The following is a 23,211-nucleotide window of genomic DNA, read 5'->3' on the forward strand; positions in this document are numbered from 1 at the left end:
ATAACGGTGGCTCAGCGCTTGTTCAGTGCGCCGTAAAGCTCGGGGCGGCGATCGATCAGGTAGCGATTGGCGGCGCGCGAGTCGACCATCAACTGGCGGTCCAGCTCCCCGACAATCAGCGCTTCATCGAGTCCCGCCTGGGCGATGCGGCTGCCATCCGGTGCGGCGATGCTGCTTTGGCCACAGTAGTGGATATCGCCTTCGTGCCCGCAATAGTTGGCATACGCCACATAGCACTGATTCTCGTAAGCCCGGGCGCGGACAGTGACGTCCGCGATGAAATCGAACGGGATCATGTTGGCCGTCGGTGCCAGTATCAGCTCGGCACCGGCCAGGGCCAGGCGCCGGGCGTTTTCCGGAAACTCGAGGTCGTAGCAGATCAGGAACCCGAGCTTCCAGCCGTTGAGTTCAACGATGGGGAAGTCGTCGGTGCCGGCGCTGAACATCGAGCGGTCGAGGTCACCGAACAGGTGCGTCTTGCGGTAATTGCACAGGCGTTCGCCATTGGCGTCGATCAGTTGCACGGCGTTGTAGATCTGTCCGTCCGCGGTGCGTTCGGGATAGCCATACAAAATGGCGATCCCGGTGGTCTTGGCTATGCGCGCAATCTGTTGCGCCGACTCACCGTTGTACACCTCCGCCAACACGCTGACGGCATCGACGCCGATGTTGTAGCCGGTCAGGAACATCTCCGGCAGTACCAGCAAGTCGGCGCCCTTTGCCTCCAGCGCCAGCTGATGCAGGCGCTGAAGGTTGCCGGCGACATCCAGGGGCAACGGTGGACACTGGTAAAGAGCTACGCGCATTTCGGACTCCTCTTACTCGGGCAGGGCGATCGGACCGATCTCGTTGAACACATCTCCTGGACCCGGATTCTCGGCGTGAGTTGCACCGCCGAAGTGTTTCATGATGCCCCACACCGCGTTGAGCGAGGTTTGCACCGCGCCTTCGACCCAGGCCGGCGTCCACGAAACGTCGTCGCCAGCGATGAAAATCCCGCGTTGTTCGGCCGGCATGTCGTCCTGCATGAAATGCGCGTACATGCGCTGGTTGTAGCGGTAGTGGCCGGGCAGGGCACCCTTGAAGGCGCCGAGGAAATGCGGGTCGGCTTCCCAGGACACGGTGATCGGATCGCCGATGATTCGCGCGGCGATGTCGACTTTCGGGTAGATCTTCTTCAGCGCATCCAACGCCAGCTTCACGCGTTTTTCCACCGGGTGCGGGAGCATTTTCAAGGCGTCGCTCATCCACGAATACGACAGGCAAATCACCCCCGGCTTGTCGTCGCCGTTGTCGAACAGGTAGGTACCGCGGGTCAGGCGATCGGTGAGGGTCATACTCATCAGGTCGCGCCCGGTTTCCGGGTCTTTGTCCTTCCAGAACGGGCGGTCGACCATCACGAAGGTTTTCGACGACTGCATGTAGCGGGTACGGTCCAGGGCCATCCACATCTTCTGCGAGAACAGGGTTTCGTCGCATTCGATCTGGGTGGTCAAAAGCCAGCTCTGGCAGGTGGTCAGCACCGCCGCGTATTCGCGGGTATCGCCGTTGTTGTCGGTGACCGCAAAGCGGCCGTCCGGCGCGTGGGCGATTTTCTTCACGCCGGAACGAGGCGCACCGCTGTGCAACGACTTGAGGCTGGTGCCCTGCGGCCAGTGCACGCAGCGTTCCGGGACATGGCGCCAGATGCCCTGCGGCACTTGTTCCACGCCACCGACCACCAGGTGCTGGTGATCGTCGCAGTTGGTCATCACCACGCGGAATATTTCCAGCATCGAGTTGGGGAAGTCCGAGTCCCAGCCACCGGTGCCGAAACCGACCTGGCCGAACACTTCGCGGTGATGGAACGACAGCTTGGCGAAGGCTTTGGAGGTGGCAACGAAATCGTAGAAAGTGCGGTCGTCCCACAGCGGCACGAGGGTGTTCCAAAGCTCCTTGAGGCGTGGGACGTCGCGGTCGCGAATGGCCTGCTGGATATCGGAGAACTGCGAGCCGGCTTCCAGGGCGTCGGCCCAGGCGTCAGCCACTTCCTGGAACAGTGCAGGAAGATCCGCCAGTTTCTGTGCGTAATGGGTCTTGCCTTCCAGATCGATGACGGTGCTGCCGGAGGCAGGTGTCAGCGGGTTGGGGAAGGGTTTGGTTTCAAGGCCCAGCTTGTCGACATAGTGATAGAACGCGGTGGACGACACCGGAAAACGCATGCCCCCCAACTCGGCGACGATGCCGTCGGTGCCATTGAACGCTTGGGAACGCAGGCGACCACCCAGCTTCGAGGCCTCATAGACCACCGGCTTGAGGCCGAGCTTCATCAGTTCATAGGCAGCTACCAGCCCGGCGATACCGGCACCGACAATCGCCACTTCGGCACCGTGATGGTGCTCGGGAATGCTGCCCAGGCCGGCCGGGTGTTCGATCCAGTCGTCGAAGGCGAAAGGAAAGTCCGGACCGAAAATGGTGACTGGTTTTTTACCGTCTGCAGGATGGCGATTGTTCTTGTTCATGGCTGACCTTACTGGCGACCCGACGCGGAGTGCGCATCTGAGTATAGGAAAAGATGCCAGCCATTCTAGAGAGCGTAGAACACGTTAATAAGACGCAAAGTGTCGTCGTTTTGCCAATTAATTGATCAATATGACGATCTATTACTGCATACCGTCAAATGTGAGGACTTAAACCGGCTGCCCCCGATCAATCTTGCTGCTCAAGATGATCGACGTCGTCGTCTTCTCCACCCCGTCGACACTGCCAATCTGATCCAGCAGCTGGTCCAGTTGCTCCGGCGAATCGCTGCGCAACCAGGCCACATAATCAAATTCGCCACTCACCGCACAAAGCTGCTGCACCTGGGCCATCGCACTGAGGCGCCGCAACACTTCCTTGCCGGAGCGCGGCTGCACGGTAATCCCCACATACGCCTGTAGTCCGCCATCCACCACGCGCTGGCCGAGTCGTACGCCATACCCGGTAATGACCTTGGCCTTTTCCAGCCGAGCCAGGCGCGAGGTGACGGTGGTCCGGGCGATGCCCAGTTGCCGGGCGAGCATGGCCACGCTTTCGCGGGCGTTGATCTGCAGAGCCGCAATCAACTGACGGTCGATTTCGTCAAGAGCGGGCGGGCGAGTGTCAGGCAAGGGCGGTCTCCAGCGGCATGGATCAAGGTCAAGGCATGTTACAGGCACATCCCCCGCAGCGCTCGCGACGGTTATCTGGACTAGCCTCAATACCGTTCATGACATTTTTGCCTGCGACAAATTGCCATAAGTAACTAGGTAGTACATTATTCCGCCCTTGTCACAAATGGGGAAAATTTCCGACATGAATAATTCTGGGGCTGCCGCCGGCAGCAAATGGCTGCTGACGGGGTTGGGTGTCTTGATAGCACTGATCGGGCTCGGCCTGGCTGGCGGCGGCGGTTATCTGATCGCACTTGGCGGCAGCTGGTATTTCCTGCTGATGGGCCTGGCGATGCTGGTCTCGGGGCTGATGATTGCCCGACGTAGACCGCTGGGGGCGTGGATATATGGTCTGGCGCTTATCCTCACGGCCGTCTGGGCAGTGTGGGATGCCGGTCTTGAATATTGGCCACTGGTTTCGCGGGTACTGACGTTTGCTGTGATCGGCCTGGTTGTGGCGCTGATCTATCCGACGCTGGTGCGCGCTTCGGGCGCTTCCGGCGGGCGTGGTGCTTACGGGCTTGCCGGAATTTTGGGCGTGGGAGTCGTTGCGACGATGGCCTACATGTTTGTCCCGACCCACGTGGTCAAGGCTGCCGTTGAGCCTGCGGTAACGCCGGTCGTGCCGGGTACCGAACAGAAAGACTGGGCGCACTGGGGCAACACCACCGCCGGCAACCGCTTTGCCGCGCTGGATCAGATAAACAAAGGCAACATCGACAAATTGCAGGTGGCCTGGACCTTCCGTACCGGCGATATCCCGCAAAGTACCGGCGCCGGTGCCGAAGACCAGAATACCCCGTTGCAGATCGGTGACACGGTCTACACCTGCACCGCGTACGGCAAGGTTTTCGCCCTGGACGCCGACACTGGCGCCCAGCGCTGGAAGTTCGACCCGCAAGGCACCGCGCCCAACTGGCAGCGCTGCCGTGGCCTGGGCTACTTCGATTCTGGCGCGGCGCCTGTAGCCGAGCAGCCAGGCGCTTGTACGAAACGTCTGTTCCTGCCGACCGGCGATGCCCGCCTGATCGCCATCAATGCCGAAACCGGCAAGCCGTGCGAAGAGTTCGGCAACCAGGGCACCGTCGACCTGACCACCGACATGGGTGAAGTCAAACCCGGTTATTACCAGCAGACCTCGACGCCGCTGGTCGCAGGGGACGTGGTGATCGTCGGTGGCCGTGTCGCCGACAACTACTCCACTGGCGAGCCGCCAGGTGTGGTCCGCGCCTACGACGTGCGCAGCGGCGAGCTGGTGTGGGCGTGGGATCCGGGTAACCCGAACACCACCAAGCGCCCACCGGCCGGCGAGACCTACACCCGGGGTACGCCGAACGTCTGGTCGGCGATGTCCTACGACGCCAAGCTTGGTCTGGTGTACCTGCCAACCGGCAACGCGACACCGGACTTCTTCGGCGGTCAGCGTACGGCCATGGATGACAAGTGGAACTCGTCCGTCGTTGCCATCGACGTGAAAACCGGCCAGGTGCGCTGGCACTTCCAGACCACCCACAACGATCTGTGGGACTTCGACCTGCCCGCACAACCGTTGCTGTATGACGTGCCGGACGACAAGGGCGGCACCCAGCCTGCCTTGGCGCAAGTGACCAAGCAGGGCGAGATTTTCCTGCTCAACCGCGAAACCGGCGTGCCGATAGCGCGGGTCGAAGAGCGTCCAGTGCCGCAGGGCCATGTGCCTGGCGAGCGCTACTCGCCGACCCAGCCGTTCTCGGTGGAAATGCCATCGATCGGCAACAAGACCCTGACCGAGTCCGACATGTGGGGAGCCACGCCGTTTGACCAGTTGATGTGCCGCATCCAGTTCAAAGGCATGCGTCATGAAGGCGTCTACACACCGCCAGGCATGGATCGCGCCCTGCAATTCCCAGGCTCGCTGGGCGGGATGAACTGGGGCAGCGTCTCGGTCGACCCGAACACCCACTACATGTTCGTCAACGACATGCGCCTGGGCCTGGCCAACTACATGATCCCGCGCGACAAGATCAAAGCAGGGGCCAGTGGCATCGAAATGGGCGTGGTACCCCAGGAAGGCACGCCGTTCGGCGCCATGCGCGAGCGTTTCCTTTCGGCGGTCGGCATTCCGTGCCAGAAACCACCGTTCGGCACCATGTCCGCCATTGACCTCAAAACCCACAAGCTGATGTGGCAGGTACCGGTCGGCACCGTACAGGACACCGGCCCGCTGGGCATCCGCATGCACCTGCCGATCCCGATCGGCATGCCGACCCTCGGCGCCTCGCTTGCCACCCAGTCGGGCCTGCTGTTTTTCGCCGGCACCCAGGACTTCTACCTGCGCGCCTTCGATACCGGCAACGGCAACGAAATCTGGAAGGCGCGGTTGCCGGTGGGAAGCCAGTCCGGACCGATGACCTATGTTTCGCCGAAAACGGGCAAGCAGTACATCCTGCTCACCGTTGGCGGCGCACGTCAGTCGACGGATCGCGGGGATTATGTGATTGCCTACGCATTGCCTAAGTAAAGGCTGAGTTCCATGTACGAAAAAGCCGCGCAATGTCGCGGCTTTTTCGTGGGTAATCATCGAGGAGAAAAAAGCAGCGTCATTTCAGGACGTGTCTGACATACGTAGTGGGTTCACTTGCCGATCATTGATTTTTTCCGTGGCGTCGGGTTGCGGAGAGGTCTGTAAAGGTGCCAAGGGGCGGATGAAAAGGGTCTCGTTCGATGTTGATCACGTGTACTGCATATCCCTGAGTGAGCGCCATCACCGGCGGCAACTGTTTCGCAGCACCGTCGCAACGCTCATTTCCAACCCGATCGAGTTCTTCATCGCACAGCGCTGCAGCGACCCGGTCCAAGGCTGTTATGAGTCGCATCAGGCACTGGCCAGAAAAGTCCTGGCCGAAGGTTGGCAGCGGGTGTTGATCTTCGAGGACGATGCCAAACCCTACAGGTTTCATCCGGTACAGGTGTGCTGGGTAAACCGGTTCATTCGCAGTCAAAGGTTTGAGGCGCTGCATCTGGGGTACAGCATGGGGCGCACATGGCTGACCTGGTTCCCGTTCATTGCCCGTGGCAACGTGGTGGCGCTGCACGCCTACATCCTCTCCCGCGAAGGCTGCAGGGTACTGGCTCAAACGCCCTATGCCGGAGAGCCGGTCGATGTCCTGTTCAAACGGCAGATCAAACAACACTGTGTGTTCCCCATGCTGTTTCGCCAGCACGCGGCGGCGGTTACCGGTAGCGACATCGAGGCGCTCGCCATGAATGAAGATGCATGGTGGGAGCGCAACTGGAAGAAACACAAACGCTCGGTGTGGAGAAACCTCTGGCGAACAGTGGTTCGATTCAGGTTTTGATGATTGACCCGGGACCCGCATTTGATCTGTGATGTATGGCAGCTCAATTGCGGCCGTGACACGAGGGGACAGGTCATGACGAAGAAAATGCCTCCTGCTGTATGGGATCGTGCCTGGGAGATTGCCCATCACGAAATGGGCCACTACGTCGTGGCTCGTGCCTTGGGTTTTGCCACGGGCAGCGTGAGCCTGACAGTGACCATGGATTTGCGGCATCAAGGTGGCGCGTCCATCAGCCTGGTGCGGGCGATATCGTCGATGGAAGCCATGCAGCAACATCTTGAGGCGCGGATGATGGTCCTTCTGGCGGGCGCGATGGCGCAGACACTGCCCTCGAAATATTCCGCCGGGAAACGCGTCGACAAGTCGAAAGCGACGGCCATCCTCAAAGGCGAACAAGGGGCGCAACAGGATTACGCCAAGATCAGAGAGCTGCAGCATCTGCTGCGCAATATCCTCTACCCCGACACCGATCCGGCTTCATCCGAGCGCATAACGGCAGAGCTTAAAACGCTGACGGACCGCGCCTGGCAGCGCACTCAAGACCTCGTGGAAGAACTGTCCGGGACCATTGCCGAATTGGCAGCGGTGTTGGTGGAGGGCATGGTTATCGTGGAGCAGTGGGGGCGGGCGGCGGATACGTATGAGGTCGTGGTGACGGGGCAGGTGCTGGAGCGGCTGCGGGCGGTACAGGCCATACCCTCGTTACATGTTTGAACAGGCCTGCGTTAGAGCCTCGCCAGTAACCATCTGATTTGGTGGCGCGTCGCTCTCCAGAGTCTCAAGCGCGTGTCGAGGCCTTGCATCAGAAGCTGCGAGCACAAATGCCGTTGCACGAGTTGCGCCAGGCGCAAGCGTTGAGTCAGGACTCGCTGGCCAGGACACTGCATGTCAACCAGGCGGCGATCTCCAAGATGGAGCGGCGAACAGACATGTACATCAGTACTTTGCGCAACTATATCCGTGCCATGGGTGGTGAGCTGGAAATTATCGCCACTTTCCCCGAGGGCCAGGTAAAGATCGAAAACTTTGCCAGCTGAACGATTAAACAATGGTCCGACGGATTCAGACCATCCAGAAACGCAAAAGCCGCGCATTGCGCGGCTTTCTTGTTTGGTGGGCCCACACGGACTTGAACCGTGGACCAAAGGATTATGAGTCCTCTGCTCTAACCAACTGAGCTATAGGCCCCAGTGGTCGCGGATTATAGCGATGGTTTCGCGGCTGTGCTATCCGAAAAATCCATTACTGCTGTACGAAGAAACGTCGCGGCGAATTCGTCTGGGGGCAAGGGCAGGCTGACGATGTAGCCCTGGATCTGCTCACAGCCTTCGGCGGCCAGGAATTGCTGCTGCGCCTGGGTTTCGACGCCCTCGGCGATAACCGTGAATTGCATGCTGCGGCCGAGCGCGATGATGGCGCGCACGATGGCGGCGTCGTGGGGGTCGTCCGGCAGTCCACGGACGAAGGACTGGTCGATCTTGAGGATGTCCAGCGGCAGGCGCTTGAGGTAACTGAGCGAGGAGTACCCGGTCCCGAAGTCGTCGATCGCCAGTTGCACGCCCAGATGCTTGAGTTGGTGCAGCACCGCAAGCGCTTCTTCGGCCTGGCTCATGATGAAGTTTTCGGTGATTTCCAGTTGCAGGTAACCGGGTTGGAGGCGGTTGTCCTTGAGCAGTTGCTCGATTCGCCCCAAGAGGTTCGGTTGGCGCAGTTGGGCGCCGGCGAGGTTGACCGACAGCGGGCCGAGGCCTTCGTACATCTGGTTCCATTCAAACATCTGCCGGCAGGCGGTCTCGAGCACCCAGTCGCCGATCTGCAGGATCATGCCGTTTTCTTCGGCAAGGGAGATGAAGTGTTCGGGCGGTACGTCGCCAAAGGTCGGATGACGCCAGCGAATCAACGCTTCGGCACCCACCAGGCGATAGTCGTCGAGGCTGATCTTCGGTTGGTAGCACAGGTGCAGTTCATTGCGTTCGATGGCGCGTCGCAGTTCGTGCTCCAGCGCCACGCGCTCGCTGGCTTGGGCGGTGAGGTCGCAGGTGTAGCTTTCGACGCGGTTGCGGCCTTTGGCCTTGGAACGGTACATCGCTGCATCAGCGTTTTTGATCAGCGTGGCCACGTCGCAGCCGTCCTTGGGGTAGAGGCTGGTACCGATGCTGGAGCTGATGAAAAACTCATGCTCGCCGGCCTGGAACGGCGCGGTAAAGCAATTGAGCAGCTTGGTGGCGATGTTGTCGGCGTCGCTGGCTTGTTGCAGGCCGGGGAGCAGGATGATGAATTCGTCGCCGCCCAGGCGCGCGACGGTGTCGATGTCTCGCAGTTGTTCCTTGAGGCGCACGGCAATGCCCTTGAGCAATAGATCGCCGACCGGGTGACCGAGGCTGTCGTTGATGTGCTTGAAACGGTCCAGATCGAGGAACAGCACCGCACCCTGGCCGCCGTTTTCCTTCTGGTGATTGAGCGCGTTGAGCAAGCGGCTTTCGAACAGCGTGCGGTTTGGCAGGCCGGTCAGCGGGTCGTGGTGAGCTTGGTAGTCGAGTTTGGCCTGGGCGTGTTTGAGGCTGGAGATGTCGGCGAATACGGCCACGAAGTGGGTGATGAAGTTGTCACGATTGCGCACGGCGCTGATGGTCAGCCAGCTCGGATAGAGTTCGCCATTCTTGCGCCGGTTGGAAATCTCGCCTTGCCAATGACCTTCGGCGGTCAGCTGATGCCACATGGCGGCGTAGAACGCGCTGTCATGCAGGCCTGAGGCAAGCAGGCGCGGGGTATGGCCCAATGCTTCGCTTTCGCTGTAGCCGGTGATTTCGGTGAAGGCGCGGTTGACCGCGCTGATGTGTTGCTGGGTATCGGTGATCAAAACACCTTCTGCGGTGCTCTCGAATACCGTCGCCGCCTGTTGCAGTTTCTCCTGCATCAGGTGGCGTTCGGTGATATCCCGGGCGATGGTCAGCATGCAGTCGTCGTCACCGATCGGCAGCGGACGGCTGGAGACCTCGCAGAGGCGGATCTGCCCGTCGCTGCGGCGGATATGGCAGCTGAAATCGCGGACGAACCCGTCCCGGTGCAACAGGTCGAGCATTTGTTTGCGCTCGTTGAGGTTGACCCAGATCCCCAGGTCCAGGGCCGAGCGATCCACCGACATCGCACTGTTGAAACCGGTAATGCGGCTGAATCCCTCGTTGACCTCCAACAGCAAGCCATCGCTCTGGCGCGACAGCAGCAAGCCGTCGGGGGAGGCGTGGAAGGCCTTGGCGAATTTTTCTTCGGAGGTTTGCAGTTGTTGCTGGGTTTCCTTGAGCTGGGTGATGTCTCGCACCACGACCACCAGCGCCGGGGTGGTATCGAGGTCGAACGGTTCGGCAGAGATCAGTCCGGTGAACACCTGGCCATTGCTGCGGCGAAAGGGCATCTCCAGATTGCGGATACTGCCGGCTTGCAAGCGCTGTAGCAGCCCAGGCCCGACGCCCGGAATGCCCCAGATGTTCAGGTTGGTGGCGGTCTGGCCGATGACGTCTTCGGCCTTGAGGCCGATCTGTTCTTCGAACGCCTCGTTGACTTCCAGCAGGCAACCGTCGCTCAGGCGTGCGATTACCAGAATGTCCGGGCATTGCTGGAACACCGAAGCAAACTTCTGTTCAGACAGGCGCAGTGCTTCTTCGGTGCGCTTGGTTTCGCTGATGTCGATCATCAGGCCGCGCATCACCGGCTCATGACCGTGTTCGATGAGGCTGACGATGTCGCGGACCCACAAGCAGCGCCCGTCGGCGGTGATGACCCGGTAATCGAGGCTGTGGTCTCGCCCGGCCAACACTTCGTGGTCGCAGAAGCTCTGCGCCCGAGTGAGGTCGGCGGGGTGAATGATGTTGCGCCAGAAGCCCGGAATCAGCCAGTGGGAAAGGGGGTAGCCGAGCAGATCTTCGGCGTGGGGCGACACATAGCTGTAGGTGAAGTCGCTCATCCGCGCTTCCCAGGCGATGGCCGACAGGCTCTCCACCAGCCCGCGGTAGTGGTATTCGCTGCTGCGCAGTTCCTGCTCCAGGTCGACCCTGCGGGCAATTTCCGAGCTCAAGCGGCGGTTGACGCGGATCACGGCCGCCAGCACGGCGATCAGCAGCAATAGCCCAGGCAAGCCGTAGATCAGCAGATCGGACCAGAACGTCCGATGATCGAGGACGTTGCCGACCCAATGCTCCTGGATCGAACTGATTTCAGCGGGTGTCATGTCGGCCAGGACTTTATCCAGGATGCCGACCAGTATTTTGTTGTCCCGTGGTACACCCATGGCCAGTTGATAGCGGTAGGGGGTTTCGCCGCTGACATACAGCCCGTCGAGCTTGAGCTGGCGCAAACTCCAGACACTGGAGGCGAGATCGCCTACCACGGCGTCTACTTCGTCGGTGGCCAGCGCCTGCAGGGCCGAGCTGACGTTGGGCATCGCCACCAGGTTCAAATCGGGATTGTGGGTGCGCAACAGTTCGTGAGGTGCGTAGTTCTCCACTACGGCGATTTTCAGCCCGTACAGGTCTTTGAGTTTGCGCGGCTGGGCGCCTCCGACGTGCGCCAGGATGACGATCGGGAAGTCCAGGTAGGGACGGGTGAATGACAGGTAGGCCTGGCGTTCCGGGGTCGACATGATGCCCGGCAAAAGGTCCAGCTTGCCTTGTTTGGCCTGGTCCAGGACGACCGTCCAGCTCACGGGCTCGATAGGCGTGAGCTTGATGGCCAGTCGCTGGCGAATACGGTCGATATAGTCTGCCGCAAGGCCCTGGTAACGCCCTTGGTCGTCACGAAACTCAAAAGGCGGCCAGGATGCATCGACACCCAGGCGCAGGTCCGGGTGGGCCGCAAGCCAGCTACGTTCTTCGTCGGTTAGAGTCAGCGCGCCAGCCGTTGCGGTCCAGGTCATTAGCGACAGCAAAAAAAACACGGTCGGCAGTCTGGGCATAACGGTCTCGTTATGGCTCGGGGAATGCTTCGAGTGTAGACGGGCAAATCGGCGGGTGGGGTGGCGCAGGGGGATTTAATCTGCAAAAACAAAACCCCCGGCCTGGGCCGGGGGTTCTGGTATCACTCGTCGAGGAAGGAGCGCAGGTGCTCGCTTCTCGTCGGGTGGCGCAGCTTGCGCAGCGCCTTGGCTTCGATCTGACGAATCCGTTCACGGGTCACGTCGAATTGCTTACCAACCTCCTCGAGGGTGTGGTCGGTATTCATGTCGATACCGAAGCGCATGCGCAGTACCTTGGCTTCACGGGCAGTGAGGCCGGACAGCACTTCGCGCGTCGCTTCCTTAAGGCTCTCAACGGTCGCGACATCGATTGGCGACTGCATGGTCGAGTCTTCGATGAAGTCGCCCAGATGGGAGTCTTCGTCATCACCGATCGGGGTTTCCATGGAGATCGGCTCTTTAGCGATCTTCAATACCTTGCGGATCTTGTCCTCAGGCATTTCCATACGTTCGCCCAGCTCTTCCGGGGTCGGTTCGCGACCCATTTCCTGCAACATCTGGCGGGAAATGCGGTTGAGCTTGTTGATCGTCTCGATCATGTGCACCGGAATACGGATGGTGCGGGCCTGGTCGGCGATCGAGCGAGTGATCGCCTGACGGATCCACCAGGTGGCATAAGTCGAGAATTTGTAGCCGCGGCGGTATTCGAACTTGTCTACCGCTTTCATCAAGCCAATGTTGCCTTCCTGGATCAGGTCGAGGAATTGCAGGCCACGGTTGGTGTACTTCTTGGCGATGGAGATCACCAGACGCAAGTTCGCTTCGACCATCTCTTTCTTCGCGCGGCGGGCCTTGGCCTCACCGATCGACATGCGACGGTTGATGTCCTTGATCTCGGCGATCGTCAAACCGGTTTCGGTTTCCAGCGCGGTCAGCTTCTGCTGGCAACGAATGATGTCCGGCTGCAGGCGACCAATGGCTTCAGCGTATTTGCTCTTGCCTTTGGCCAGTGCATCGCTCCAGCTTTCGTCGACTTCGTTGCCCGGGAACTGGCGCAGGAAATCGGCACGCGGCATGCGAGCATCACGAACGCAGAGCTGCATGATTGCACGCTCTTGCTGACGCAGACGATCCAGGGCACTGCGCACACGCTCGACCAGGCCTTCGAATTGCTTCGGAACCAGTTTGATCGGCATGAACAGGTCGGCCAGGGCCAACAGCTCGGCAATCGCCAGTTTGTTGTGGCGACCGTGCTTTTTCAGCGCCTTGCGGGTGATTTCCATCTGGTCGGCGACAGCGCCAAAACGCTGGGCGGCGATGATCGGATCCGGACCGCTTTCGGCTTCTTCTTCGTCATCGGAAGCTTCGGCGTCATCGTCGTCGGAATCGTCATCCGCTTTCGCGGCCTTGGCGTCGATCGGCGGCGGCACTTCCGCCGCAGGCGGCGCAATACCGTCGTCCGGGTCGATATAACCGCTCAGGACGTCGGACAGGCGGCCACCTTCGGTGGTCACGCGAGTGTATTCGGAGAGAATATGATCAACCGTGCCAGGGAAGTGCGCGATTGCGCTCATCACTTCACGGATGCCCTCTTCAATACGCTTGGCGATTTCGATTTCGCCTTCACGCGTGAGGAGCTCGACCGTACCCATTTCACGCATGTACATGCGCACCGGGTCGGTTGTGCGACCAATGTCGGTCTCGACCGCTGCCAACGCAGCAGCTGCCTCTTCGGCCGCGGCTTCGTCGGTATCGGCGTCGGCCAGCATAAGGGAATCCTTATCTGGCGCAACCTCGAATACGTTGATCCCCATGTCGTTGATCATGCGGATGATGTCTTCCACCTGTTCCGGATCTGAAATATCCTCCGGCAGGTGGTCGTTGACCTCCGCGTAAGTCAGGTAGCCCTGCTCACGACCCAGTTTGATCAACTCAATAATACGAGACTGCTGTTGCGCTTTTCCGGACATAACACCCTATCCACTGAAGGTCTTGGCGGGCAAAAAACAAGCCGAGGATTATACCTGAGCTATGACCTCACGCGCCAGTTGAGGTCGGGCTTGATGCGGAAACATTGCGACTTAATAGGTCGCGCAGTTGGTTTTTCTCTTCTGTGCTCAGTTCGCTTTGACGGGCTTTCCTGAGCAGTTGTTCCAGGTTTCGCTCGCGTTGGCGGGCTGACAAGCTAGTAATGGTGTCGAAAAACTGTTGTTCAAGGTTATCTCCGTCAATCAACCATTCCTTTTCCGCCAGCGCCTTGAGCAAACGTCCTTGCTCCGTGCCGTGCCAGCGCGCAATCAACTGAAATGAGTTTAGCTTGGGATTCTTCTGTACGGCTTCGAGCAGTGCCACCAGCAGTTGCGTGTTGGTGTGGTCCTCGGCGGCAAAGTGCCCGGCGTCTTCGACTTTTTCGGCCAATTGCGGGTGGTGCAGCAGTGTGCGCAACGCGGCGAGCGTCGGTGGCTCTACCGCCGCCGGCACCCTGGGCGCGCGGGGTTGATCGCGATCACCGCCACGCTTGCCGTTCTTGTCCCAGGGCTTCTTGTCCCACTTCTTGCCGCCCGCGCCGGGTTTCTTCGGCGTCCATTCCTGCTGCGGTACGTACATTTCCTGCGATTGCGGCTGATGATAGTCGCTGTATTCGGGCGTCGCGTCGTAATCGAAGCCGGGGTCGTAGGCCGGTGGCGCTTCTTGCGGGGCGCTCTGCACCAGCTGGCTGACGGCTTCCCCGCTGAGGCCGGTGATTTCGCTCAGGCGCTGGCGCATCAGGATGCGCAGGTTGGCCCCTGGCACTTTGTCGATCAACGGTGCTGCGAGGGTGGCCATGTGGGCCTTGCCTTCGAGTGAGCGCGGGTCGGCTTCTTCCGTCAGTTGCTGGAAAAAATAATCGGCCAATGGCTGCGCGTGCTGGTTGATGCGTGCGCGGAAGGCATCGGTGCCTTCGGAGCGGACCAGGGTGTCCGGGTCTTCGCCTTCGGGCAGGAACAGGAATCGCGCGCGACGGCCATCCTGCAAGCTCGACAGCGTGGCCTCCAGGGCTCGCCAGGCGGCGTTGCGGCCGGCCTGGTCGCCGTCGAAGCAGAACAGCACGCTGGGCACGACACGAAACAGTCGCTTCATGTGCTCTTCGCTGGTGGCGGTGCCCAGGGTCGCGACGGCATTGCGCAAGCCTTGCTGGGCGAGGGCGATGACGTCCATGTAGCCCTCGACGACGATGATTTCGTCAAGGTTGCGGTTGTTCTTGCGCGCTTCGTACAGGCCGTAGAGTTCCTGGCCTTTATGGAAGACCGGGGTTTCCGGTGAGTTGAGGTACTTGGGTTTGTCGTCGCCCAGCACCCGGCCACCAAAGGCGATGATGCGCCCGCGGCTGTCGCGGATCGGGAACATCACGCGATCACGAAAGCGGTCGTAGCGTTTGCCGGTTTCGGCGTTTTCGATCAGCAGGCCGGCATCGATCATGGCTTTTTGCTGCAGGGTGTCGCTGCTCAAGTGCTTGAACAGGTTGTCCCAGCCAGGTGGGGCAAAACCCAGGCCGAAGTCCCGGGCGATTTCACCAGTCAGTCCGCGGCCTTTGAGGTAGTCCACTGCTGCTTTGCGCGCCGGATGGCTTTTCAGGGCCTGGCGATAAAAATCGGCAGCGGCCGTGAGCAGCGGGTACAGCGGCGAATCGGTGGGCTGGCGCGGCTTGTGCGGGCGCCCGCTTTCTTCCCGGGGGATTTCCATCCCGGCGGCCTTGGCCAGTTCCTCGACAGCCTGGGGGAAGTCCAGGTTGTCGTGGTCCATGATGAAGCCCAGGGCATTGCCGCCAGCGCCACAGCCGAAGCAGTAGTAGAACTGCTTGTCGGGGCTCACGCTGAAAGAGGGTGTTTTCTCTTTGTGGAACGGGCAGCAGGCCGTGTGGTTCTTGCCGGCCTTTTTCAGTTGCAGGCGCGAGCTGACCACGTCGACGATGTCGGTGCGGTTCAGAAGGTCGTCAATGAAGCTCTGGGGAATCAGCCCGGCCATGGCGTTCTCGTCATCTGCGCTGAAAAGGAACCGAAGCGAAGGGTAGCTGGGCGCGGGTCATTGCCTGAGGCGCGCAAAATGTGCGGCTCGACCGGTATCGCCTGCGTAATCGCTGTCGGGAAGTGTAACTGCCGAAAAACCACTGACGTTACTACCTGTCAGTATTCGACTGTTTGAAAGTGTTGCGCTGAATCCGGCTGCGACCCGTCAAGGGTCTCGGATAGCTCGTTTTCGGCACGCATACAGGTGCCTTGGGCTGATCGTCGTGAGAGGAATCAGTGGGTGTGCTCGTCAGTAGCCTTGAAAGGCTCGTCAGAAAAGACGTGCACCGCTGGCAAAAGAGCCAGGTCTGACGCGGTGAAGCAGATTTGTCTTGGTCGCGTCTGCGGCTTCGACAGTGAAGCATCAAGCGTTTTACGCAAATGCCATAAGCCCGGCTCAGAGCCGGGCTTGGCAGAAGCTTGCTACGATCGTCTGTGTATTAGTACAGACGAACGGCGCGGCGCTGTTCGCGCTGAACTTTCTTGGCGTGACGCTTAACAGCGGCTGCTGCTTTACGCTTTCTCTCTTAAGTTGGCTTCTCGTAAAATTCGCGGCTACGAACTTCAGCCAGTACACCGGCTTTTTCGCAGGAGCGCTTGAAACGACGCAGAGCTACGTCGAAGGGTTCGTTCTCTTTTACTTTGACGGCTGGCATCCAGAGCTACCTTCATTCATTACCGGGGTCAACATCCTCGCGGCAAAAGAGCACTTGAAGACGTCGGTTTTTAAGGGTTGCGGATGTTAACCCCTCATCGCACGGAATGCAAAGCCTCTGATCGAAAACCGCTGGTCGGGGCATCACGCGACGACTATTATGCGCGCCTTCGAATTCAGCCTAAACAAGGCGCAAACCCATGCTAGTACTGGGATTAGAAACCTCTTGCGACGAAACTGGTGTCGCACTTTACGACAGTGAGCGCGGCCTGCTGGCCGACGCGCTGTTCAGCCAGATCGACCTGCATCGTGCGTATGGTGGTGTAGTGCCGGAGCTGGCCTCGCGTGATCACGTCAAGCGCATGCTGCCCTTGATTCGTCAGGTGTTGGCCGAAGCCGACTGCGTGCCAACCGAGATCGACGCCATCGCTTATACCGCGGGTCCTGGTCTGGTCGGTGCGTTGCTGGTCGGTGCTTCCTGTGCTCAGGCGCTGGCCTTTGCCTGGGGCATTCCGGCGCTGGGCGTGCACCACATGGAGGGTCACCTGCTGGCGCCCATGCTGGAGTCGCAACCACCGGAATTTCCGTTCGTCGCTTTGTTGGTGTCGGGCGGCCATACGCAGTTGGTTCAGGTCGACGGAATCGGCCAGTACACGCTTTTAGGCGAGACCCTGGACGATGCCGCGGGCGAAGCCTTCGACAAGACCGCGAAGATGATGGGGCTCAATTATCCAGGCGGACCGGAAATTGCTCGCCTGGCAGAGCAGGGCGTTGCAGGACGTTTCGTTTTCCCGCGTCCGATGTGCGACCGCCCTGGCCTGGACTTCAGCTTCAGCGGCTTGAAAACCTTCGCCCTGAACACCTGGCAGCAGTGTGTGAGCGCCGGGGACGACGGTGAGCAAGCCCGTTGCGACATCTCGCTGGCGTTCCAGCAGGCCGTGGTGGAGACTTTGACGATCAAGTGCAAGCGCGCCCTGAAAGCGGCTGGCATGAAGCGCCTGGTGATCGCTGGGGGCGTCAGTGCCAACAAGGCGTTGCGCACCTCTCTGGAAAAAATGCTCGGCGACATGAAGGGCGATGTTTTTTACGCCCGTGCGCAATTCTGCACCGATAATGGCGCCATGATTGCGTTTGCCGGCTGCCAGCGCCTGCAGGCCGGCCAGCAGGAAAGCCTGGCGATCAGTGTGCAGGCGCGGTGGCCGATGGAGCAGTTGTCGCCCTTGTGATGAGGTGAGCTCATGCCTGGCGGCTAAAAATGCCGTTCGCGCCCGGCGAACAGGTCGCGTAGATTGCCTCGGTGGCGCCAGACGATCATGCCGGTCAGGGCGCACATGGGCAGCAGTGCTGCCGGCTCTTGCCAGGCCAGCAGTGGCAGGGTCAAGGGTGTGGCGATCAAGGCGGCCAGCGAGCTGGTGCGGGTCAGGTAGAACGTCAGCAGCCAGGCGCAGACGGCCATCAAGGCCGCAGGCGGGTATAGGCCCAGCAACATACCGGCAGCGGTGGCGACACCCTTGCCACCGCGAAAGCGGAAGTACAGCGGGAACAGGTGACCGATGACGGCGCAAACGCCGATCCAGGCCTGGTCTTGAAGTGACAAGCCTGCGCTGCCGGCGACCAGCACGGGCAGCAGGCCTTTGCAGAGGTCGCCGAGCAAGGTCAGGATGGCGAGTTTCTTGCCGGCCAGGCGCAACATGTTGGTGGCGCCAGCATTGCCCGAGCCACTCATTCGCGGATCGGGGCTACCGGTCAGGCGGCTGAGCAAGATGGCGAAGGACAGAGAGCCGAGCAGGTAGGCGAGGATCGCCAGTAACCAAAACATGCTAACCATTCCGGGCGAGGACGCCCTGATTCTAACGGCGCATTGCGCCCTTGTCGTGTAGCGGAGAAAAGTGCTTGGACAGAGTGTTTATCGAGGGCCTGGAAGTCGACACCATAATCGGTGCCTATGACTGGGAGCGAGGCATCCGACAGTGCTTGCGACTTGACCTGAGCTTCGCTTGGGACAACCGTCCGGCCGCCGCTGGCGATGACCTGACCCTGGCGCTTGATTATGCGAGCGTTTCATCGCGCGTCCAGGCTTTTGCCGAGCAGGCGCAGTTCCAGCTGGTCGAGACCTTTGCCGAGCGCTTGGTCGAAGTGCTGATGAGCGAATTCAAGATCACCTGGATGCGCCTCAAGCTGACCAAGCCAGGTGCGGTTCCTGCCGCTACAGGGGGCGTGGGCGTGGAGATCGAGCGCGGATGTCGCTGACTCAGGTGTATCTCGGGCTCGGCAGCAACATCGAGCGCGAAACCCATTTGCAGGCCGGCCTGGACGCCTTGGCGGGTTTTCTGGTGGATATACGTTGCTCGGCGGTTTTCGAAAGCCAGCCGGTGGGGATCAAGAGCGGGCCGTTCTTCAATTTCGTGGTGTCGGCCTATACCGACTTGCCGCTGATGGAGCTGGATCGCCGGCTTAAATTCATCGAAGCGGATAATGGACGTTACGCGCCTGATCGCCGAGGTTTGCCTCTGGATATCGACGTTTTGCTGTTCGGTGACCTGGTGGGTAATTTCGATGGCTTGGTGCTGCCGAGGGCGGAAATTCTTAAAAATGCGTTCGTGTTGTGGCCGTTGTCGCTGATTGCGCCGCACAGGGTGCATCCGGGTGTTGGCAAGAGTTTCGCAACTTTGTGGAGTGAAGCGCAGATTGATCAGGTGTTGGCGCCGGTGGCATTTGAGTGGCGTGGGGAGCAGTTGACGCCTTCGGATTTGTTGTGACAGTGATAACGCCTTCGCGGGCAAGCCCGCTCCCACAGGTACGATGAAATCCCTGTAGGAGCGAGCTTGCCCGCGAAGCTTTTCAGCCCGACGCCGTCTCTTTGTAAGCCTTCAACGCTTTGAGCCGCTCTCGCTTGATCGCCTCACCCAGCTCCGGCCCCTTGAATCCCTTTTCCAGCAATGGCTGAACTGCCACGCTACGCGCGGCCGTCGCTGCCCCGCGCAGATAATCCGCCTGTGGATAACTTCTCTGCTCCAGCCCTTTACGCCCGCGCGCATCCATTTCACACGCTGCGATGAACTCTTCGAACCGTTGCGGCCGACGGTAAATGTCGAAGCTCTGCAGTAGCTCAAGCAAGGTAGATGCCTTCAATTCCAGCGCGCGATGCCCGTGGGTGTGATATTCACCCACCAGCAGCGCCAGCTCCTGGCAATCCTTCGGCGCCTTGAAGCGTTCGTTGACCGCCTTGATCAGCTTCAGCCCTTTGGACTCATGAGCGATGTGGCGCGGCCATTGCTCCTCTGGCGTCAGTCCTTTACCCAGGTCATGCAGCAGGCAAGCCCAGCGCACGGTCAGTGGTTGTTGGTGTCGTGCCGCTTGCTGCAGCACGCTCAGGGTGTGGACGCCAGTGTCGATTTCCGGGTGGTGGGTGGCGGGCTGCGGGACACCGAACAGCGCGTCGACTTCCGGCATCAGCACTTTGAGCGCACCGCAGTCGCGCAATACCTCGATGAACACCTGTGGCTGATTTTCCATGAGGGCGCGTGAGATTTCTTTCCAGCTGCGTTCCGCCGTCAGCGCCTGGAGTTCGCCTGACTCACTGAGCTGGCGCATCAGTTCGAGGGTTTCGGGGGCGACAGTAAAGCCGAGATCTGCATAGCGAGCCGCAAAACGGGCAACGCGCAAAACTCTGAGTGGATCTTCGGCAAACGCGGGGGAAACGTGACGAAGCACGCGGGCCTCGAGATCGCGTTGACCGTGATAGGGGTCGGTCAGGTTCTGCTGATCGTCCTCGGCCATCGCGTTGATCGTCAGGTCGCGGCGAATCAGGTCTTCTTCGAGGGTCACATCGGGGCTGGCGTGGAAGGTGAACCCGCCATAACCGCGTCCACTTTTGCGTTCGGTCCGGGCGAGGGCGTATTCCTCGCCGGTTTTCGGATGAAGAAACACCGGAAAGTCAGCACCTACCGGCCGAAAACCCTTGGCGAGCATTTCTTGAGTGGTCGCGCCGACCACGACTCGGTCGATGTCGGTGACAGGTATGCCGAGCAGGCGATCGCGTACGGCACCGCCAACTTTATAAATCTGCATGAAAAACCTCCGTTAGCTCGACAGGATAACCGTTACGTCGAGCGTTCGGAGGTACAAACAGGATCACAGATGGATGACGGCCAGGTCCAGCCGGCCGTAATCGCCTTCGCTGTGTTCTCCTCTAGGTGGCACATGGTGGGTTTTCATGACCTGGTCACCCTGCAGGGTTTCCAGGTGAATATCGAAGCCCCAGAGGCGATGTAGATGCTTGAGCACTTCCTCGGTGGACTCTCCCAGGGGTTTGCGGTCGTGCTGTTGGTGGCGCAGCGTCAGGGAGCGGTCGCCGCGTCTATCGATGCTGTAGATCTGCACATTAGGTTCGCGATTGCCCAGGTTGTACTGTGCCGCCAGGGTTTCGCGAATGATGCGATAACCGCCTTCGTCGTGAATGGCTGGTACCAGCAGATCGTCCTTCTGGTCGTCATCGAGAATGCTGAACAGCTTCAGGTCGCGGATCACTTTGGGTGAAAGGTACTGCAGGATGAAACTCTCATCCTTGAAGCTGCTCATGGCGAACTTGATGGCTGCCAGCCAGTCGGTGCCGGCAATATCCGGGAACCAGCGATAGTCCTCCTCAGTAGGTTCTTCACACATGCGACGGATGTCGCGGTACATGGCAAAGCCCAGGGCGTAGGGGTTGATGCCGCTGTAGTAGGGGCTGTCGAAACCAGGCTGGAAGACCACGCTGGTGTGGGATGTCAGGAACTCCATCATGAAACCGTCGGTCACCAGGCCTTCGTCGTACAGGTCGTTCATCAGGGTGTAGTGCCAGAAGGTCGCCCAGCCTTCGTTCATGACCTGGGTCTGGCGCTGTGGATAAAAGTACTGGGCGATCTTGCGTACGATCCGCACGATTTCCCTCTGCCAGGGCTCCAGCAGCGGCGCATGTTTTTCGATGAAGTACAGGATGTTTTCCTGCGGTTCGGCGGGGAAGCGCGCGTTGTCCTTGTCGCTGTACTTGTCCGCGCCTTTGGGTATGGTGCGCCAAAGATCGTTGATCTGCTTCTGCAGGTGTTCTTCCCGGTCCTTTTGCCGGCGCCGTTCCTCCTCTGCGGAAATTGGGTAGGGACGTTTGTAGCGGTCGACCCCGTAGTTCATCAAGGCGTGGCAGGAGTCGAGCAAGTCTTCGACCGCATCGATGCCATGGCGCTCTTCGCACTGCATGATGTACTGCTTGGCGAATACCAGGTAATCGATGATCGAGCTGGCATCGGTCCAGGTGCGGAACAGATAGTTGCCCTTGAAGAAGCTGTTGTGTCCGTAGCACGCGTGCGCCACCACCAGCGCCTGCATGCAGATCGTGTTTTCCTCCATGAGGTAGGCGATGCACGGGTCGGAGTTGATCACAATTTCATAGGCCAACCCCATCTGGCCGCGTGTGTAGGACTTTTCGGTACTGAGAAAGTGTTTGCCATAGGACCAGTGGTGATAACCCAGCGGCATGCCGACGGACGCGTAGGCGTCCATCATCTGTTCAGCGGTGATCACTTCGATCTGGTTAGGGTACGTATCGAGCGCGTAGCGAGCTGCAATACGACTGATTTCACGGTCGTACGCCTGGATCAGCTCGAACGTCCACTCCGATCCGGTGGATATGGGTTGGCGCTTCAGCTCTTTGGCGGTCATGTCACTAACCTGCGCTGGAAGAGTTCACGGAAGACCGGATAGATATCCCCGGCCGAGACCAGTTGTTGCTGGGCAAAAGTGTCGGAAAAGGCTTCGGCGATACGCTCGTACTCAAACCACAGGGCCTGGTGTTCCCGTGGGGTGATCTCAACGTAAGTGTAGTACTGCACGAATGGCATGATCTGGTTGATCAGGATGTCGCGGCAAATCGGCGAGTCGTCGTTCCAGTTGTCGCCGTCGGAGGCCTGGGCGGCGTAGATGTTCCATTCGTTGGCCGGATAGCGCTCGGCCATGATCTCTTGCATCAGTTTCAAGGCGCTGGACACGATGGTTCCGCCGGTTTCCCGGGAATAGAAGAACTCTTCCTCGTCCACTTCGCGGGCACTGGTGTGGTGACGGATGAACACCACGTCGATCTTGTCGTAGTTACGCTTGAGAAACAGGTACAGCAGGATGAAGAAGCGCTTGGCGATGTCCTTGGTCGCCTGGGTCATGGAGCCGGAAACGTCCATGAGGCAAAACATCACCGCCTTCGAGCTGGGGTTGGGTTGTTTGATCAGCAAGTTGTACTTGAGGTCGAAGGTGTCGAGAAACGGTACGCGATGAATGCGTGCGCTGAGTTTTTCGATTTCAGCCTCAAGTTCCTGGATATCGCCGAAGTTGTCTGGTTCTTCCTGCTTGAGTCGCAGGAGTTCTTCCTTGGCTTCGCGCAGTTTCGCCCGGCTGCTGCCCGAGAGGGCGATTCGCCGTGCATGGGCTGAGCGCAAGGTACGGATGATGTTGATCCGCGACGGGTTGCCCTCGTTGCTGATCCCTGCGCGCACAGTCTTGAAGGTGTCGGTGCCGGTCAGGTTGCGCTTGACCAGGTTCGGCAGCTCAAGGTCTTCGAACATGAATTCGAGGAATTCTTCCTGGGTGATCTGGAAGACGAATTCGTCCATCCCTTCGCCCGAGTTGCCGGCCTTGCCAGGCCCTCTGCCGCCGCCACCCCCGGGTGGGCGGGCAATGTGTTCGCCGCTGGTGAATTCCTTGTTGCCCGGGTGCACGATGGTCTGTTTGCCACCACGACCGTGGTGAAGCACCGGTTCGTCGATGTCGCGCCCAGGGATGCTGATTTGCTCGCCGTGCTCCATATCGGTAATGGAGCGCCGGCTGACCGCCTCTTCGACAGCCTTTTTGATGTGATCACGGTAACGCCGCAGAAACCGCTGGCGGTTTACCGTGCTCTTGTTCTTGCCATTGAGACGTCGGTCGATCACATAGCTCATGACTGCTCCTTAGAAGCTGTCCTGAAAGGGGCGAGCGGTGATGCAGCATCGGACCGAGAGCCAAGGGATATTCAACGCTCCCC

At 59.9% G+C, this 23,211-nt stretch carries 17 protein-coding genes, 1 tRNA gene and 1 pseudogene; 7 read left to right on the plus strand and 12 right to left on the minus strand.

The annotated features are described in order from the left end of the window. Positions 1 to 11: 11 nt before the first annotated feature. From ACIO0C_RS02190 to ACIO0C_RS02200, 3 genes are all read right to left on the minus strand, one after another. Positions 12 to 806 (minus strand): carbon-nitrogen hydrolase family protein, encoded by a 795-nt coding sequence (locus ACIO0C_RS02190; RefSeq protein WP_401307208.1) that lies wholly within the window; start codon positions 804 to 806, stop codon positions 12 to 14. A gap of 12 nt (positions 807 to 818) precedes the next feature. After that, a complete protein-coding gene (locus ACIO0C_RS02195; protein WP_401307210.1) occupies positions 819 to 2,501 on the minus strand; it encodes a flavin monoamine oxidase family protein in 1,683 nt (560 codons plus the stop codon). 168 nt (positions 2,502 to 2,669) lie between these two features. Then, positions 2,670 to 3,131: an Lrp/AsnC family transcriptional regulator gene (locus tag ACIO0C_RS02200; RefSeq protein WP_401307212.1), complete on the minus strand. Its 462-nt coding sequence runs from the start codon at positions 3,129 to 3,131 to the stop codon at positions 2,670 to 2,672. 184 nt (positions 3,132 to 3,315) lie between these two features. Here ACIO0C_RS02200 and ACIO0C_RS02205 point away from each other — a divergent pair, with 184 nt between their 5' ends. The 4 genes from ACIO0C_RS02205 to ACIO0C_RS02220 all read left to right on the plus strand — a co-directional run bounded on the left by ACIO0C_RS02205 (position 3,316) and on the right by ACIO0C_RS02220 (position 7,551). Further along, a complete protein-coding gene (locus ACIO0C_RS02205; RefSeq protein WP_401307215.1) occupies positions 3,316 to 5,673 on the plus strand; it encodes a glucose/quinate/shikimate family membrane-bound PQQ-dependent dehydrogenase in 2,358 nt (785 codons plus the stop codon). Positions 5,674 to 5,857: 184 nt separating this feature from the next. Further along, positions 5,858 to 6,511, plus strand: coding sequence for a hypothetical protein (locus ACIO0C_RS02210; protein ID WP_401307352.1), 654 nt, complete (start codon positions 5,858 to 5,860; stop codon positions 6,509 to 6,511). A 75-nt stretch (positions 6,512 to 6,586) separates the two neighbouring features. Further along, positions 6,587 to 7,228 (plus strand): peptidase M41, encoded by a 642-nt coding sequence (locus ACIO0C_RS02215; RefSeq protein ID WP_401307218.1) that lies wholly within the window; start codon positions 6,587 to 6,589, stop codon positions 7,226 to 7,228. A 41-nt stretch (positions 7,229 to 7,269) separates the two neighbouring features. Then, entirely contained in the window at positions 7,270 to 7,551 is a 282-nt protein-coding gene (locus ACIO0C_RS02220; RefSeq protein WP_401307221.1) for an XRE family transcriptional regulator, read from the plus strand. Between the two features lie 74 nt (positions 7,552 to 7,625). Here ACIO0C_RS02220 and ACIO0C_RS02225 read toward each other — a convergent pair. The 5 genes and pseudogenes from ACIO0C_RS02225 to rpsU all read right to left on the minus strand — a co-directional run bounded on the left by ACIO0C_RS02225 (position 7,626) and on the right by rpsU (position 16,164). After that, a tRNA-Ile gene (locus ACIO0C_RS02225) sits at positions 7,626 to 7,702 on the minus strand. Positions 7,703 to 7,715: 13 nt separating this feature from the next. After that, complete coding sequence (locus ACIO0C_RS02230) at positions 7,716 to 11,462, minus strand: bifunctional diguanylate cyclase/phosphodiesterase (RefSeq protein ID WP_401307224.1); 3,747 nt, start codon at positions 11,460 to 11,462, stop codon at positions 7,716 to 7,718. Between the two features lie 122 nt (positions 11,463 to 11,584). Next, positions 11,585 to 13,432 carry an RNA polymerase sigma factor RpoD gene (rpoD, locus tag ACIO0C_RS02235; RefSeq protein ID WP_401307227.1) on the minus strand — a complete coding sequence of 616 codons (1,848 nt, stop codon included), beginning with the start codon at positions 13,430 to 13,432 and terminating at the stop codon, positions 11,585 to 11,587. Between the two features lie 67 nt (positions 13,433 to 13,499). Then, positions 13,500 to 15,467 carry a DNA primase gene (gene dnaG / locus ACIO0C_RS02240; protein ID WP_401307230.1) on the minus strand — a complete coding sequence of 656 codons (1,968 nt, stop codon included), beginning with the start codon at positions 15,465 to 15,467 and terminating at the stop codon, positions 13,500 to 13,502. A 481-nt stretch (positions 15,468 to 15,948) separates the two neighbouring features. After that, positions 15,949 to 16,164, minus strand: a pseudogene (gene rpsU, locus ACIO0C_RS02245) (30S ribosomal protein S21). A 199-nt stretch (positions 16,165 to 16,363) separates the two neighbouring features. Between rpsU and tsaD the strand changes: the two are divergent. Further along, positions 16,364 to 17,389 (plus strand): tRNA (adenosine(37)-N6)-threonylcarbamoyltransferase complex transferase subunit TsaD, encoded by a 1,026-nt coding sequence (tsaD, locus tag ACIO0C_RS02250; protein WP_401307232.1) that lies wholly within the window; start codon positions 16,364 to 16,366, stop codon positions 17,387 to 17,389. 23 nt (positions 17,390 to 17,412) lie between these two features. Here the strand turns inward: tsaD and plsY are convergent, their stop codons facing one another. After that, positions 17,413 to 17,982 carry a glycerol-3-phosphate 1-O-acyltransferase PlsY gene (gene plsY / locus ACIO0C_RS02255; protein ID WP_008061541.1) on the minus strand — a complete coding sequence of 190 codons (570 nt, stop codon included), beginning with the start codon at positions 17,980 to 17,982 and terminating at the stop codon, positions 17,413 to 17,415. Between the two features lie 74 nt (positions 17,983 to 18,056). On the opposite strand from plsY, the gene folB reads away from it, so the two are divergent. Then, on the plus strand, positions 18,057 to 18,413 hold the full coding sequence (gene folB / locus ACIO0C_RS02260; RefSeq protein ID WP_401307235.1) for a dihydroneopterin aldolase: 357 nt from the start codon (positions 18,057 to 18,059) through the stop codon (positions 18,411 to 18,413). Beyond that, complete coding sequence (gene folK, locus ACIO0C_RS02265; protein WP_401307238.1) at positions 18,404 to 18,922, plus strand: 2-amino-4-hydroxy-6-hydroxymethyldihydropteridine diphosphokinase; 519 nt, start codon at positions 18,404 to 18,406, stop codon at positions 18,920 to 18,922. Before folB ends, folK begins: the two co-directional genes overlap by 10 nt. Before the next feature lie 82 nt (positions 18,923 to 19,004). Here the strand turns inward: folK and ACIO0C_RS02270 are convergent, their stop codons facing one another. From ACIO0C_RS02270 to ACIO0C_RS02280, 3 genes are all read right to left on the minus strand, one after another. After that, positions 19,005 to 20,234 carry a multifunctional CCA addition/repair protein gene (locus ACIO0C_RS02270; protein WP_401307241.1) on the minus strand — a complete coding sequence of 410 codons (1,230 nt, stop codon included), beginning with the start codon at positions 20,232 to 20,234 and terminating at the stop codon, positions 19,005 to 19,007. A gap of 63 nt (positions 20,235 to 20,297) precedes the next feature. Then, complete coding sequence (locus ACIO0C_RS02275; protein WP_008061551.1) at positions 20,298 to 21,860, minus strand: SpoVR family protein; 1,563 nt, start codon at positions 21,858 to 21,860, stop codon at positions 20,298 to 20,300. Then, entirely contained in the window at positions 21,857 to 23,128 is a 1,272-nt protein-coding gene (locus ACIO0C_RS02280; protein ID WP_020798816.1) for a YeaH/YhbH family protein, read from the minus strand. The genes ACIO0C_RS02275 and ACIO0C_RS02280 overlap by 4 nt, the downstream gene beginning before the upstream one ends. Between the last annotated feature and the right edge of the window lie 83 nt (positions 23,129 to 23,211).

This window comes from Pseudomonas sp. NPDC087336 (assembly GCF_044744285.1).
Classification (GTDB): domain Bacteria; phylum Pseudomonadota; class Gammaproteobacteria; order Pseudomonadales; family Pseudomonadaceae; genus Aquipseudomonas.